Consider the following 15,467-nt stretch of genomic DNA (forward strand, 5'->3'; position numbering starts at 1 on the left):
TCTTCACCTTCACATCCAGCGGATGTCGTAGTCGACGTCGAGCGGTGCCAGCTGGCGTCCCCGCACCACCAGCTCGCGGGCCGTGGACTGCTCCATGGCGGCGTGGAGGACGCCTTCGTTGTACTCCAGCGGCAGGAAGTCCCGGCGCGCCATCAGCCGCGCCTGCCTCTCCCCGAGCCGCTCCACGGCGCGATCGCCATAGCTCAGCGAGGCCCGGTAGGCGCTGGGGAAGCTCGCGAGCAGCTTCTGCGGATCCGTCCCGGCCAGCGCCATCATCGTCTTGCCCACGGTGGAGTGGAGGAAGTCCGCCGTGGCCCGCCGCCCGAGCTGGCGCAGCACCATGCCCCGCCCGCCCTGTCCGCCCAGCAGCTCCGCGGCGGTGAAGATGGTCTTGAGGAAGTCCGCCACCGGGTAGCTGAAGAAGTCGACGTACTTCTTCCCTGCGGCCGCCATGAGGCACCGGGCCCGGACCTCCTCGCCGCCGAGCGAGCGCGCCGCCTCGAAGACCCCGTTGAAGAACAGGCCACGGCACGTATCCATGGGCGTGGCCAGGATGAGAAGCTGCTCCAGTCCGGGGGCGGGGGGGGAGGACACGGTGGGGGGAGCTCCGGGGGGACGGGGAGCCCCATTAGAGCGCAAAAGAGCGCAAAACGTGTCAGGCAGTACGGATTGCCGCCGCGCCCTGGAGACCCAACTCCACCACCGCCACCTCCCGCATCCGGAATTTCTGGATTTTTCCAGTGACCGTCATCGGGAACTCGTCCACGAACTTCCAGAAGCGGGGAATCTTGAAGGTGGAGATGCGGCCGGTGCAGTAGCGGACCAGCTCCTCCTGGGTGAGGGTGGCGCCGGGCCTGGGCTTCACCCAGGCCATCACCTCCTCGCCGTACTTCTCGCTGGGCACGCCGATGACCTGGGCCTCGCTGACGGCGGGGTGCGTGTGGAGGAACTCCTCGATCTCCCGCGGGTACACGTTCTCGCCGCCGCGGATGATCATGTCCTTGATGCGGCCGACGATCTTCACGTAGCCGTCCTCGTCCATGGTGGCGAGGTCGCCGGTGTGCATCCAACCGGCCGCGTCGATGGAGGTGCGGGTGGCCTCGGGGTTGTTCCAGTAGCCGAGCATCACGCTGTAGCCGCGCGTGCACAGCTCGCCGGGCGAGCCCCGGGGCACCACCGCGCCCGTGGCCGCGTCGATGATCTTCACCTCCACGTGCGGGTGCACGCGGCCCACGGTGCCCACGCGCTTGTCCAGCGGATCATTCAACCCGCTCTGCGTGGACACGGGCGAGGTCTCCGTCATGCCGTAGCAGATGGTGACCTCGCGCATGTGCATGCGCGACTGCACGTTCTTCATCACCTCGATGGGACACGGCGAGCCGGCCATGATGCCGGTGCGCAGCGTGGAGAGGTCGAACTCGCCGAAGCGCGGATGGTCCAGCTCGGCGATGAACATGGTGGGCACGCCGTAGAGCGCGGTGCAGCGCTCGGCGCCCACCGCCTGCAGCACCGCGAGCGGCTCGAACGCCTCGCCCGGAATCACCATCGTGGAGCCATGGGAGGCACAGGCCAGGTTGCCCATCACCATGCCGAAGCAGTGGTAGAAGGGCACGGGGATGCAGACGCGGTCCTCCGCCCCCAGCCGCAGCGCCTCGCCCACGAAGAAGCCGTTGTTGAGGACGTTGTGGTGGCTGAGCGTGGCGCCCTTGGGGAAGCCCGTGGTGCCGGACGTGTACTGGATGTTGATGGGGTCATCGAACTGGAGCGTGGCCTCGCGGTCCGTGAGCATGCGCTCGCTCACGCGGGTGCCGTTGTCCAGCAGCAGCTTCCAGTCATCGTCCAGGACGAGCGAGACGCGCAGCTGGGGGCAGCGCGGGCGCACCTCCTCCAACATCTTGCGGTAGTCCGTCTGGCGGAAGCCGCGCGAGAGCAGCAGCACGCTGGTGCCGGACTGGTTGAGCGCGTACTCCAGCTCCGCCGTCTTGTAGGCGGGGTTGAGGTTCACGAGGATGGCGCCGATGCGGGCCGCGGCGAACTGCGTCACCACCCACTCGAAGCGGTTGGGAGACCAGAGGCCCACCCGGTCCCCCTTCTCCACGCCGAAGGCCAGCAGGCCCAGGGCCACCTTCGTCGTCTCGTCCCAGAGCTGGCGCCACGTGGCGCGGTAGCCCTGGGAGACGACGACGAGCGCCTCGCGATCTCCGTACCGCTCGACGGTGCGGCGCAGGTTGTGGCCGATGGTCTCCCCGAGCAGCGGGGTGGTGCTGGTTCCGTGGACGTAGGAAGGAGAGGACATGGCCGATGATGTTCGCGAGTCGGCACCTCCGGCAAGCCTCCGTTCCCTGGTGGATGTAGCGCGCAACTTTTGCGCGTCCGTGCTTGCCCGGGCCGCGTCGATCCGGGAGCACGGCACTCCAGACCCGAGGCATACCAAGGAGTGAGGATGAACGCCGAGCCGCGACGACGCGAGTTCCTCCTGTCCAGGGGTTGGGTGCAGGCCGCCGCCCTGGTGACGCTCTTCGGCTTCTTCGTCCTGGGGCTGCTCGCGTACCGGGCGCATACGGACAGCGCGCCCATCCCCGAGCGGACCGTCACCCCGGACGGCAGGAGCGTCTACACCCGGGAGGACATCCTGGCCGGACAGGAGATCTTCCTGCGCAACGGGCTGATGCAGTACGGCTCGGTGTACGGCCACGGCGCCTACCTGGGGCCGGACTACACGGCGGACTACCTGCGCCGCTCGGCCCTCCTCGTGCGCGAGCGGCTCGGCGGGCAGGAGGACGCGGCGGCGGCGGCGCGCACGGTGAAGGACTTCAAGGAGAACCGGTACGCGCCGGACACCGGCACGCTCGTCCTCACGGCGGAGCAGGCCGGGGCCTTCGAGGCGCTGGCGAAGCACTACCACGCCACCTTCTCGCAGCCGACGACGGCGATGGGGCTGCGGCCGGGCGCCATCACGGACGAGGCGGACACCCGGCGGCTCACCGCCTTCTTCGCCTGGACGGCGTGGACGGCCTCCACCCTGCGGCCGGGCAAGGACTACACGTACACCAACAACTGGCCCCCGGAGCCGCGCGTGGGCAACGGCCCCACGGGCCCCATGGTGGTGTGGAGCGTGCTGTCGCTCATCGCGCTGCTGGGCGGCATCGGCCTGCTGATGGCCGCCTTCGGGCGGTGGAACTTCCTCGGCTGGCACGGCCACGAGCAGCGCACGGTGTCCTTCCGCCGCCCCAGCGAGGTGCGCCTCACCGCGTCCCAGCGCGCGTGCGCGTGGTTCTTCCTGGTGATGGCGGTGCTCTTCCTGATGCAAGCACTGCTGGGCGGCGCCACGCAGCACTACCGCGCCGAGCTGGCCAGCTTCTTCGGCTTCAACCTGGCCACCCTCCTCCCCTTCAACCTCGCGCGCACCTGGCACGTGCAGCTCGCCCTGTTGTGGGTGGCCACCTCGTACCTGGCCGCCGGCATCTTCCTGGCGCCCCTGGTGGCGGGCCACGAGCCGCGCGGACAGCACTGGCTCGCCTACGCGCTGCTGGGGGCGCTCGCGGTGGTGGTGTTCGGGAGCATGGCGGGGGAACTCGCCGGCATCCACGGGTGGACCACCAGCGTGTGGTTCGGCAACCAGGGCTTCGAGTACCTGGACCTCGGGCGCTTCTGGCAGGTGCTGCTGTCTTTGGGGCTGCTGTTCTGGGTGGTGCTGCTGTGGCGCGTGCTGCGGCGCCGGCTGCGCACCGAGAGCGCCGCCAACATGCCGTGGCTCTTCTTCTACTCGGCGCTGGCCATCCCCGCCTTCTACGCGGTGGGCCTGCTGGCCCGGCCCGGCTCGCACTTCACCCTCACCGAGTTCTGGCGCTTCTGGGTGGTGCACCTGTGGGTGGAGGACTTCCTGGAGCTCTTCACCACCCTCATGGTGGCCTACATCTTCGTGCTGCTGGGCGTGGTGTCCGAGCGCGTGGCCCTGCGCGTCATCTACCTGGACATCATCCTGTACTCGGCCGGCGGCGTCATCGGCACCATGCACCACCTGTACTTCTCCGGCACCCCGGCGGAGCACATGGCCCTGGGCGCCTTCTTCTCCGCCGCCGAGGTCATCCCCCTCACCTTCCTCACCGTGGAGGCGTGGAGCTTCCTGCGGCTCGGCCGCGAGCAGGACGCGAAGTCCCAGGCGCCCTTCCCCCACCGGTGGGCCATCCTCTTCCTCGTGTCGGTGGGCTTCTGGAACTTCCTGGGCGCCGGTATCTTCGGCTTCCTCATCAACCTGCCCATCGTGTCGTATTACGAGATTGGCACCGCGCTCACCTCCAACCACGGCCACGCGGCGATGATGGGCGTCTACGGCATGCTGGCCGTGGCGCTGGCGCTCTTCGCCCTGCGCTACCTCATCCCCGAGGAGCGCTGGTCCGAGCGCGCCGCACGGCTCAGCTTCTGGTCCCTCAACCTCGGGCTGGCGTGGATGGTGTTCGCCACGCTCTTCCCGCTGGGCGTGCTGCAGCTGCACGAGTCCGTCAGCCACGGCTACCACGAGGCGCGCCAACTGGACTTCCTCACCAGCGAGCGCGTGGAGCTGCTCGAGTGGATGCGGCTGCCCGGGGATGCGCTCTTCATCGCCGGCGGCGTGCTGCCCCTGGTGCTGTTGTGCTGGCGGGGCGTGCGCCACCGGGTGCCGCACACGGAAAAGGCGGGTCCGGAGCTCGCCCCGCTCTTCACCCGGGTGGACGGCGAGGCCGGGCCCGCGGAGGGGCAACCATGAGCCTCCACTCCGAGGTGCTGTGGGGCTGCGGTTACGCGCTCTTCCTGCTGGCCGTGGCCCGGGGACTGGTGGCCATGGGGCGGAAGGCCCGTGCGGAAGATGACTCCTGGCCGCGCACGGACGTCGCCCGCTTCCACCATGGACTGTCCACGCTCCTGGTGTTGCTGGCCGGACTGCTCGTCGGCGCCTGCGCGGTGCGGCACCCCGAGGGCCTGGAGTTGGGGCTGCTCGGAGGGGTGTCCCTGGTGGTGGCCTGGGTGGCGCGGCGCACCTGGGTCGAGCGGTGGGCGGAGGCCTCGTCCCGCGGGGAGGGTTAGCCGGGCGCCCCGCTTCGGACGCCCCCTTGCCGGAGGTGCGAGCCGCGGGACAGGCCCATGACGCGGGAAGCCTCGCGGTCGCGTGACGAGCAGCCGCGGGAGAACCGGGACGCTCAGCCGTACATGGGCAGCTGAGAGCCCGTGGCACCCGGGAGGGCGTGTGGGGACCGCGGCCTCAGGCCAGGCCCTCCACGCCCTCCTCGCCTTCCATCTCCTGCTGATCCCGGGGGATGTCCACCAGCGCGCCCAGCGGGTAGATGATGAGGTGGCGCTGGGGCTCGCTGCCGTGGCTCACCGTCTCCAGGTGGTAGCGCGAGACGAGCCGGTGCTGCAGCTTGCGCAGCCGGGGCGGCCTCGGGGCCAGGGGGACCACCACGCTCTCGCTCAGCACGCGCTGGATGGCGTGCTCGGCCTCGGCCACCGCCTCGCGCACCTGGTCCTCGTCCACGCCCTCGGCGATGAGGAAGACGTCGCGCAGCACCCGCCGCATCTCCGACGAGCTGTTGCGCTTGATGGCCAGCACGCGCGCCCCCGTCTTCTCCGCGGCCTTCCGCAGCTTCGGGTCATTGGCGCGCGAGCGCAGCGTGAGGATGACGTCCGCGTTCTCCAACCGGCCCACCACCCGCGCGTCCGGGCCCAGGTCCCGCAGCACCCGCTCGAGCAAGTCCCGGCTGGCCGCGTGGGCGTAGACGCGCGTGGTGCCCTGGCGCAGGCCGGGCTGGGCTCCACCGCCCCTGCGAGCGGCCGCCCGGGACGCGGCGGGAGCGGGAGCCTCGGAGGACCGGACCGGCAACGGGGCCACGGACTGCGGCTCCTCCTTCACCTCCACCTGGCCCTCGACGAGCTGGCGCCGCTCGCCGCCCACGTTCTCCCCCGCCAGCAGCCGGTCCACCGACTGGGCGGTGTCGCGGTGCACCAGCACCTCGTCGCGGCTCACCATCTCCACCACCACGTCGAAGGTGGGCGGCGCGCGGCGCTCGTTGATCGTCTTCTGCGTGTGGCGCCGCCGGGCCTCCTCGTCGCTGAGCGTGACGGTGTGCACGCCGCCCACGAGGTCCGACAGCGTGGGGTTGAGCACCAGGTTCTCCAGCGTGTTGCCGTGGGCCGTGGCCACCAGTTGCACGCCGCGCTCGGCGATGGTGCGGGCCGCGGAGGCCTCGGCCGAGGTGCCGATCTCATCGACGATGATGGCCTCGGGCATGTGGTTCTCCACCGCCTCGATCATCACGTCGTGCTGCCGGTCCGGCCGCGACACCTGCATGCGGCGCGCGCCGCCGATGCCCGGGTGGGGGATGTCCCCGTCGCCCCCAATCTCGTTGGAGGTGTCCACCACCATGACGCGCTTGCCCAGGTCATCGGCGAGGACGCGGGCCACCTCGCGCAGCTTGGTCGTCTTGCCCACGCCGGGCCGGCCGAGCAGCAGGATGTTCAGGCCCGAGGCGATGAGATCCTTGAGCATGTCGATGGTGCCGAAGATGGCGCGGCCCACGCGCAGCGTGAGGCCCACCACCTTGCCCTGCCGGTTGCGGATGGCGGAGACGCGGTGGAGGGTGCGCTCGATGCCGGCGCGGTTGTCCTCGCTCACGGTGCCCACCTGCGAGAGCACATGCGCCAGGTCCTCGCGGGTGATGGGGGACTCGGACAGGCGCACCACCCGGCCGGTGAGCCGGGCCTCGGGCGGGCGGCCGAGGTCCATCACCACCTCGAGCACCTCCCCGGGAGGCAGGTCCCGGACCGCGGCCTTCAGCGGCTCGGGCAGCACGCCCACGAGGAGCTGGAAGTCGTCATCAGGAACGGCAATGGCGTCGCGTGGGCTCATGACGTGTCTAAAGGTGAATCCTTCCGAGCCGGGTTGCACGTGGTCTGGCGGCCGGGGGGCAACGGAGCACCCGATGCTAGCGGGCATTCGAGGGGAGCGCCGCTCTCTCGTGACTGGGTACGCCCCCGGGGCCTGCATAGCTCAGAGCCAGGGGCATGACTGGAGACCACCGGCCCCAGCATCCACCCCCCGAGGAGCGACCCCATGACGCAGGACGACAAGGACATCATCACCCCCACGACCGAGAACCACCCCGACAAGCGCAAGGGCCACATGAGCATCCGCGAGGCCGCCGCGATGGAGATGTCCCAGCAGCAGCACATGCACATGGAGCCGGGCATCCGCGGTGTTCCGGTTCACGGCTTCGGCAACGGGACGGAGACGGTGAAGCGGCACACCGGCATGGACACGGGCATGGGGATGAACATGGGCATGTCCCCGGACACGACGGCCACGGCCCAGCCCAACACCGGGGACACGGTGACGAAGCTCATCGACCAGGTCTTCGAGCTCCCCTTCAACGCCCAGCTCAGCGTGATGCGGATGCTCGCCTCCCGGGTGCTCGGCGCGATGGACGCGAGGGACCGGGAGGGTTTCCTGAGCGGCCTGCGCATGGAGATGGAGCACACCGGGGAGGACACGGGCGTGGAGTCCTCCCAGGCCCGGATGACGGACACGCCGGACATCCAGGGCACGTGAGCGCGTGAGCCCCCTCCTGGCGGTCTCTGGGGCCCCTGGCCCCGGGAAGGCGATGCATTGACGGCGCCGCCAGGAGGGGAGCCTATGCGTCCCCGGGCGCCGTCCCCCCCTCCACCACCGTGGCGCCGAGCTCCTTTGTCAGCCGCACCGGCTCCGCGCGCGAGCGCTTCGCGATGGCCTGGGCCAGGGGCTCCGCATGGGTCGTCACCCAGACCTGGCTGTGCATGGAGGCGTCCACGATGAGCCGGCCCAGGGGCTCGAGCAGGTCCGGGTGCAGGCTCGTCTCCGGCTCGTTGAGCGCGAGGAAGGCGGGAGGCCTCGGGCTCAGCAGCGCGGCCAGCAGACACAGGTAGCGCAGCGTGCCATCCGACAGCTCGCGAGCCGCCAGTGGGCGCAGCAGCCCGGGCTGGTGGAGGAAGAGGCTGAAGCGGCCCTGCGGCGCCTGGATCTCCACGCGCGAGCCCGGGAAGGCGTCCTCGAGGGCGCGCTCCAGGCCCTCGGCGTCGCCGATCTCGATGATGGTCTGCAGCGCGGCGGCCAGGTCCCTGCCGTCATGCGCCAGCACGGGCGTGCGCACGCCCACCTGGGGCGAGCGCTGGGGCGCCTCGGGGTCGGTGCGGAAGTGGTGGTAGAAGCGCCACATGCGCAGCGCGCGCTGCAACTCGGCGAGGCGCGGGAAGCGGTGCGGTTCGGAGAGCTGCGCCATCACCGACTCGCCGGCCCACAGCTGCATGGGGAAGGTGGTGCGGTTGCCCTCCGAGTCGCGCAGGAAGGCGGTGCGGTCCTTGCGCTCCATCAACACGGCGCGGCGCTTGGACTCCACGGTCCACAGGTGCTCCTCCTTCACCTCGGGGTCCAGGTTGAAGAGGCTCGGGGACTCGCGGTCCTTGCCCGCGGCGGGCGGCACGGGGCCGAGGCTGAGCTCGTAGGCGAGGTCATCCAGGGTGACGCCCACGGTCATGCGCACGGGCTTCTTGTCGCGCGAGCCGGCCCACAGCACGCTGGGCACACCGCCCTCCTCCGCGAGTGCCTGGGCGAGCCGGCCATCTGCGGCGGCGGACAACAGGTAGAGCGAGCGGTAGAGGTTGGTCTTCCCGCTGCCGTTGGGCCCCACGATGACGGTGAGCGGCCCCACGGGGAGCACGAGCTGGCGCACCGAGCGGTACCCGGAGACCTCGAGCTGGGTGATGGGCATGGCGGACTCTGCTCTCATGGGGACTTCACCGCCGTCAACACAGGAGACCACGACGTGTCCACCCGGTTCACTGCCCCACCCTTGTTCGGACTCCCCGTCCTGCTCGTGCTGCTACCGGGATATGCCGGAATGAATCCCCGCGCACCGGGCGCCTACGCGCAGACGGTGGACTCGGCGACGAACGGCTGTCTGCGCAACCCCTCCTGCTACATCACGAAGCCGGGCGAGGAGGCCATCATCCCCTGGGTGTCTCGTGCCGTGGACGCTGCCCGCACCGCCACCCATGTGACGATGATGCTGCAGGAGACGGATATCCAGTTCGTCGAACGGACGCTGACTCAGTGCGCCCAGGCCGCGAACGAACGGGTCAACAAGGAGGACGAGGAGTTACAGGGACGGGAGCCCACCTTCGAGCAGTGCCGCCAGGTCGTCCGCCAGGAGGGCAAGACCCAGATGACGCGGGCCATGGAACTCGGGGCCAGGAAACACAAGCTGGCGCTCGACTGCGTCAAGGCAGCGTTCGCGGAACGCTTTTCGGACAACGTCAGCGTGGAGCCCACCTACCAGAAGGACCCTTCCACTGGATTGTGGCGATGGATTGATCCCGCGCAGGTAGAGGAGTGGCTCCAGCTTGGACTGAAGAGTCAACCAACCCTCCTTCCTGGGGGAAATACGCCAAGGGCCACCCGCATTTTCCGAAGGACCAGCGAGAGATGTACAAGGAGCTGCTTCTTGACCGAAAGGGCGCGCCCAGTCCCGTCACTCCTGGTGGAGTCAAGCGATGAGCAAGCACTACCCGCGCATACGAATCGACAGGAGCGTTGGGGAGAAACAACTCCTGTGCATCCGGGAGAGCGTGAGCATCACCTTCTACATGAAGCGCTCTCACCAGGAGGTGGTGCAACACGTGATGCGAGCCATGGACGCCTACCGCCGTGCGGTAGGACTCCAAACGCTGGGTTGGTACGCCGATCCCTATAGCGGCGACTGGGATGAACTCGATGACAAGGGCTGGGCATACATTCGACGGGAGATGCTCGAAGAACCCGCCACCTACCTCTGGCTGCAAAAGTCAGCCAGTGAAAACCTGGGGTACGAGATCCTCTATGACGGGCTTCTGCTCGAGGTCTACCAAGGCGCTCCCGCGAGTCAGGTGTCCTTCTATCTTCCCACGGAATACCTTGAGGAACATGGTCCGGGGCGCGTCAAGGAACTGGCACTGGAGTTGGCGGCAGTGCTGCCCTTCAACTCTGGCCACGCGGGGCTCTGCTTCCACTTCCCGGATACCATCCTCGGTGCCACGCGCCCCATCCGTGACCTGGCCTTCCTCCACCCCGGCATGGACATCCCAGGAGCGCGCTCCTCCGCCAGTGCCATCGGTACGCGGGTGGACGGGGTGCACTGGCTGAACTTCCTGGGCCCACCCGTGCTGGGAGAACTGGGAGGCGCCGCGGGCCTGCGTGAACGCCTGCATTCGCCTGACACCACCGTACAGGAGCTCGATGGAGAGCAGGTGCTGGTGACGCTGGGGAAATGGCCTGAAGCGGGCGACACGGAACAGGGCCACACACTGCCCGCCTACCGCGAACTGGCGCGCGTCCTGGAGCCCTGGCTGTACATGAACCGCTGCATCCTGGACGGCTTCAGCGAGGAGGACATGCGTCGCTGGCAACGCCGCTTCCTCGACTGACGGCCCGCTGCACACTGTCGCCCGGAGCCTGTGTGCTCCGTTGCACAGCCGCTACACACCGCGCCCTCCTCTTCCCTCTGCATGACGCAGGGCGCCACGGTTGGCGCGCGCGGTGCAGAGGACCCTCACCCCGGAGGGTCCGAACGCATGAACGCAACGATGTCGACGAAGTGGGATGTGCGGGTACTCGCTGTGGCGGGCGCGGGGATGATGGGGCTCGCGGGCGTGTTCCTGTGGCGCGACCTGCAGGTGCCGCACGAGTTGCTGCTCGCGGTGGCCGCGGTGCTCGCCGCCATGCTGGCCCTCGCCGAGGTGCCCCGCCATCGCCCGCTCGTCGGCCCCATCGCCCTGCTCCTCACCGGCCTCTCGGGAGGCCTCTGGTACGCGGCCACGAAGTCCGGGCTGCTGCTCGCGGGCCTGGGCCTCACCGTCCTCGCCTCGGCCGTCACCGTGGCGCGCACCTGGCGCCGCACCGAGGCGCGCGAGGACAAGGTGCAGGCCTGCCTCCTCTGGTATGGGCTGACGGCCGCGGTGCTCGCCGCCTCGTGGGCCTTCTACTTCCACTTCTTCACCCTGGGCTTCGCCGCCGATGACCTCGGCCGCCGGCTGGTGCTCACCCTCGGCTGGCTCGGCGCGGGCGTGGGGCTCGTGGTGTACGGCCGCCTGCGCGGCGAGAGCGTCATCCGCGACGCGGGCTTCGCCTTCATCGCCGTGGCCCTCGGCAAGGCGCTCGCCTACGACACCACGCACCTGAGCGGCACGCTGCGCGTCGCCTGCTTCGCCGGTGCGGGCGCGCTCATGCTCGGCGGCGCGTGGCTGTCCACTCCCCGCACGGCCCGGAGCGCGTGACCATGCCCCCCCTCGCCGCACTCGTGATGATGCTCGCCACGGGCACACCCGAAGGCCGCTGCTTCGTCCCCTCGGACCAGACGGCGGGGTGGAAGCGCGTGGTGCTGCCCGAGGAAACCCCGGCGCTCGCCGCCCCGGCGGACGTGGACTGGTTCCGCTCCGGCGAGCCCGCGCTCCTCCTCGAGCAGGACGCCACCGCGTACACCGGCGCGGACTCGGAGCGCCCGGGCCGCATGGCCTACGCCTTCCGGGTGCCCCGCGACGGACGCCGGCTGGAGCTCGGCTTCCTCGGAGACCTGCGCGGCGCGAAGGTGGACGCCGTGGCGTATGCGGGCGGCCGCTCCTTCCCGCTGCTCGACGAGAAGCGGCTCGCCGGGACGCAGCTCGCGCTGGACTGGACGATGGAGGGTGTGGAGCAGGTGGTGGTGTCCGTGCACCACCACTTGCGCGAGAAGCCGGTCGTGCGCACGTGGCGCGTGGGCCGCCTGATGAAGCCCACCGAGGACCCGGCCCTGCCCGCGTCCTTCCGCGCGCCGCGCTCGCTCTACTTCCTCCACCCGGGAGGCCGCCGGCTGGAGCTGTGCGACGCGCCGGGGCGCACGCCGCGGCTCTCCCGCTGGCCCGAGAGCGCCAACGCCGACGAGGTGACACTGCGCCGGCCGTGAAGACTCACGCGCCATGAGAAGCACCGCTCCCAGGTTTTGAGAGCGGGCGAGCCACCCGCACGCGGTGTCGCGTAGCTCGCCCGCCTGCTCCCTGGCGTGCATGTGTGCCGTGCACGAGACAACGCAGGCGAGCAAGGCGCCGTGCTCCCACACTCCCGGTCCCATTGCACCATTCCTATCTCGTGGTGCTCACGCGCGGTGCGTGCCTCGAACAAGGGGAATGGGTGTGGGACTGGAACACGCGACGCTCCGAGGCCTCCTGCGGTACACGAACCGGCTGCTGAGCTGGCCGCTCGTGGCGGCCCTCTGGGTGGCGCCCGCTGCCCGGGCCGAGGCCCAGCAGCAGCAACAACAGCCTCCGGCGGGAGACATCTCCAACCTCGCCGAGAGCGCTTCCTCCAAGCATCAGCTTCCCTCCTCGCTGGACAGTGAAGACGAGGAGGCGGAGCCCGAGTTCACCATCGGGCCCACCGAGCCCGTGGCGCCCGGAGAGCGCCGCTGGGTGCGCAGGTTCGAGCTCGCGGACCTCAAGTCCTACTTCGCCGAGGGCCTGCTGGCGAAGGCGAAGGACGCCTATGACGGGGGCCGCTACCGCACCGCGCGCCAGTTGCTGGAGACGGAGGAGGCCACGCCGCCGGTGCGCTACCTCCGGGCGATGAGCGCGCTGCGCATGGGCCAGTGGGCCACGGCGGCCGAGGAGCTCTCGGCGCTGGCGGAAATCCACCCGCCCCTGCGCGACTACTGCCACTTCGAGGCCGCGAAGGCCTACGAGCGGATGCGCAAGTGGACGGAGGCCGTCACCCACTACGGGGCCGTGTCTCCCGGCGCGCGGCGCTATGAGGAGGCGCGCTTCGGCATGGCGTCCATCCTCGAGAAGAAGAAGCGGGACTACGCCGGGGCCGTGGCGGCGCTCACGCCCATCGTCCAGACGGACACGCCCAAGCCGAACAATCCCCGGCAGGCCGAGGCGTGGCTGACCATCGCCCGGCTGGCGCGCTACCAGGCCGACTACAACGGCGAGCACCGGGCGCACCTCGCCGTCTGGGCGCTCCACCCCTTCTCCAAGCAGGTGCCCGCGGCCATCCGGGGCCTGAGGGACCTGCCCTACGTGCCCAAGTGGAAGGTGGCGCGCGCGGAGACGCTGCTCTCCCTGCACCACAACCGCGAAGCGCTGGACATGCTGGAGAAGATGCTCCCGAAGATGGAGCTGCCGGATCCGCTCGCCTGCCGCGCGCACTTCGCCTACGGCACGGCGCTGCGCAAGGAGCGCAAGCACTCGCTGGCCATCCGCGCGCTGCGGCCCGTCGTCGAGCAGTGCCAGGACGAGGCGCTGCGCCCGCGCGCCCTCTACGTGCTGGGCTACTCGGAGTCGGTGGTGGAGCCGGACAGCTCCATCCCCACCTACCTGAAGCTGGCGCAGGACTACCCCCAGCACCCGTACGCGGATGACGCGCTCTTCTACGCGGCGCACAAGGCACTGGACCGCGGCAACAAGGCGGCGGCCATGGCCGCGTTGGATCAGCTCATCTCCCACCACCCGGATGGGAACTTCGCGGCCGAGGCCCTCTTCCAGCGCTATTGGGTGTATCGCGCCGAGGGCCAGCAGGACGCGGCGCTCGAGGCCCTCTCGCGGATTGAAGAGCTCCGGGGCAAGGGCTCCACGCACGAGTCGGTGCAGCGCGCCCGCTACTGGCGCTCGCGCACGCTGCGGACGCTGGGCCGCGCCGAGGAGGCCAACGTGCTGATGGAGCGCGTGGCGGCCGAGGGAGCGGCCACGTGGTACGGGCTGATGGCGCGCTCGCGCCTGGCGGTGGAGGCTCCGGAGCGGGCCCGCGCCGTGGACGAGCGGCTGCGCAGCCCCGCGGGCGCCATGAGCGTGTGGCCCCTGGACGCGGGCAACCTCGCGGAGGATCCGCACTTCGTCACCGGCATCGAGCTGCTGAAGCTGGAGCACCGCGAGGCGGCCTCGGAGCTGCTGGCGGTGGACCGCAAGGGCCGCAGCGAGGAGTCCATCCGGCTGCTCTTCCACATCCTCCACGCCTCCGGCTACGAGCGGTACGCGCGCTCCATCGCCTGGGCGCTGCGCCGGGAGGGACTGGCGGCGCCCACCGAGGCCGAGACGCGCCTCATCTACGCGGCGGCCTATCCGCACGCCTTCCGCAACCTGGTGGTGCAGCACAGCCGGGCGGCGCGGGTGAACCCGGACCTGATGCAGGCCCTCATCCGCGAGGAGAGCGCCTTCAACCCGAACGCGCGCTCGCCCACGGGTGCACTGGGTCTGGCCCAGCTCATGCCGGCCACGGCCTTCGCGGTGGCGCGCCAGCTCAACGTGCCGCTGGCCACGCCCGCCGCGCTGCTCGAGCCCCGGGAGAACATCCGCCTGGGCTCGGCGTACCTGGGCAGCCTGCAGCGCCGCTTCTCGGGCAACCCGGCCTACGCGGTGGCCAGCTACAACGCCGGCCCGGGCGCGGTGGACCGCTGGCTGTCGCGCTACCCCGGCGCCGAGCTGGACGAGTGGGTGGAGCAGATTCCCGTGGAGGAGACACGCCTCTACGTGAAGCGGGTGCTGGGCAGCGCCTCGGCCTACCAGCTGCTCTACGCGTCGGACAAGATGACCACGCTGGCCTTCGGGGATCGCGGCTCCAATAATGCGGGCTCTCGCTGAGCCCGGCATGTCCCACGACGAAATCCACGAGTCCAACACCCAGCTGTACGGTTCCTGGCGCTTCTTCGCCAGGAACAGCGTCGCCGGAGAAGTGCTCGACCTGCCCGAGGTGAGCATCGCGTCGAGCAACGTCTCCTGGCCGATGATGAACGCGGCCTTCCTCCCCGCCCCGGTGGAGACGGAGGAGGCCCTGGAGCGGGCGGCCACCACCGCCGCCCGGCACCTGGCCCCCAAGGGACGGGGCTGGATGCTCGCCCTGTGCGAGGACCAGGTGCCGCCCCGGCTGCGGGAGCGGGCCGGGGAGCTGCTCGCCCCCCACGGGTTGAAGCTGTCCATGGTGGCCACCGGCATGGTGGCCGAGCGCCTCGTGCCCTCCCTGCGGCCCCAGCCGGTGATGGAGCTCCGCCAGGCGAAGGACTCCCGGGGGCGGTGCGACCTCGCCGACGTCAACTCCCGCTGCTACGACATGCCGATTCCCACGGGGCGCGAGACCTTCGACGTGCCGGGCCTCTTCCAGGGGGACGGCAAGGGCTTCGTCGGCTACCGCTCCGGAGAGGCCGCCACCGGCGCGGCCGTCATCCGGGTGGACGGCGTGGCCTACATCTCCATGGTGGCCACCCTGCCCTCGCACCGGCAGCTCGGCTGTGCCGAGGCCGTCATGCGCCACGCGCTCGCCGAGGCGGAGCGCGCCTGGGGGATTCACCGCACGGTGCTGCACGCCACCCCGGCGGGCCTGCCCGTGTACCGCCGCATGGGCTACCGGCCCGTGACGCGCTTCCACTTCTACATGGCGGAGCCCGCGCGGAGCCGGTGAGCCGGAG

Annotated in this window: 12 protein-coding genes; 8 read left to right on the top strand and 4 right to left on the bottom strand. The window is 70.4% G+C overall.

What is annotated here, in order from left to right; all coding sequences use genetic code 11:
- Positions 1-9: 9 nt before the first annotated feature.
- Positions 10-594: a DUF2378 family protein gene (locus AC16DP_RS31745; RefSeq protein ID WP_329725397.1), complete on the bottom strand. Its 585-nt coding sequence runs from the start codon at positions 592-594 to the stop codon at positions 10-12.
- Positions 595-655: 61 nt separating this feature from the next.
- Entirely contained in the window at positions 656-2,296 is a 1,641-nt protein-coding gene (locus AC16DP_RS31750) for an AMP-binding protein (protein ID WP_329725398.1), read from the bottom strand.
- A gap of 147 nt (positions 2,297-2,443) precedes the next feature.
- Between AC16DP_RS31750 and AC16DP_RS31755 the strand changes: the two genes are divergently transcribed.
- Together AC16DP_RS31755 and AC16DP_RS31760 are read left to right on the top strand one after the other, a co-directional pair.
- Positions 2,444-4,747 (top strand): nitric-oxide reductase large subunit, encoded by a 2,304-nt coding sequence (locus AC16DP_RS31755; protein ID WP_329725399.1) that lies wholly within the window; start codon positions 2,444-2,446, stop codon positions 4,745-4,747.
- The gene (locus tag AC16DP_RS31760) at positions 4,744-5,064 is read left to right on the top strand and encodes a hypothetical protein (protein ID WP_329725400.1); all 321 of its coding nucleotides are present in this window, start codon (positions 4,744-4,746) and stop codon (positions 5,062-5,064) included. The genes AC16DP_RS31755 and AC16DP_RS31760 overlap by 4 nt, the downstream gene beginning before the upstream one ends.
- 175 nt (positions 5,065-5,239) lie before the next feature.
- Here the strand turns inward: AC16DP_RS31760 and AC16DP_RS31765 are convergent, their stop codons facing one another.
- Complete coding sequence (locus AC16DP_RS31765) at positions 5,240-6,883, bottom strand: R3H domain-containing nucleic acid-binding protein (protein WP_329725401.1); 1,644 nt, start codon at positions 6,881-6,883, stop codon at positions 5,240-5,242.
- A 204-nt stretch (positions 6,884-7,087) separates the two neighbouring features.
- Between AC16DP_RS31765 and AC16DP_RS31770 the strand changes: the two genes are divergently transcribed.
- A complete protein-coding gene (locus AC16DP_RS31770; RefSeq protein ID WP_329725402.1) occupies positions 7,088-7,582 on the top strand; it encodes a hypothetical protein in 495 nt (164 codons plus the stop codon).
- Between the two features lie 82 nt (positions 7,583-7,664).
- Here the strand turns inward: AC16DP_RS31770 and AC16DP_RS31775 are convergent, their stop codons facing one another.
- The gene (locus AC16DP_RS31775; protein WP_349257903.1) at positions 7,665-8,777 is read right to left on the bottom strand and encodes an AAA family ATPase; all 1,113 of its coding nucleotides are present in this window, start codon (positions 8,775-8,777) and stop codon (positions 7,665-7,667) included.
- Positions 8,778-9,558: 781 nt separating this feature from the next.
- Between AC16DP_RS31775 and AC16DP_RS31780 the strand changes: the two genes are divergently transcribed.
- The 5 genes from AC16DP_RS31780 to AC16DP_RS31800 all read left to right on the top strand — a co-directional run bounded on the left by AC16DP_RS31780 (position 9,559) and on the right by AC16DP_RS31800 (position 15,460).
- Positions 9,559-10,467, top strand: a complete 909-nt coding sequence (locus AC16DP_RS31780; RefSeq protein ID WP_329725404.1) for a type VI immunity family protein — start codon at positions 9,559-9,561, stop codon at positions 10,465-10,467.
- Positions 10,468-10,614: 147 nt separating this feature from the next.
- Entirely contained in the window at positions 10,615-11,316 is a 702-nt protein-coding gene (locus tag AC16DP_RS31785; protein WP_329725405.1) for a DUF2339 domain-containing protein, read from the top strand.
- A 2-nt stretch (positions 11,317-11,318) separates the two neighbouring features.
- A complete protein-coding gene (locus AC16DP_RS31790; protein ID WP_329725406.1) occupies positions 11,319-11,981 on the top strand; it encodes a hypothetical protein in 663 nt (220 codons plus the stop codon).
- Between the two features lie 226 nt (positions 11,982-12,207).
- Positions 12,208-14,646, top strand: coding sequence for a lytic transglycosylase domain-containing protein (locus tag AC16DP_RS31795; protein WP_329725407.1), 2,439 nt, complete (start codon positions 12,208-12,210; stop codon positions 14,644-14,646).
- Positions 14,647-14,653: 7 nt separating this feature from the next.
- Complete coding sequence (locus AC16DP_RS31800) at positions 14,654-15,460, top strand: GNAT family N-acetyltransferase (protein WP_329725408.1); 807 nt, start codon at positions 14,654-14,656, stop codon at positions 15,458-15,460.
- The last annotated feature ends 7 nt before the right edge of the window (positions 15,461-15,467 follow it).

It is taken from the genome of Archangium sp. (assembly GCF_057119385.1).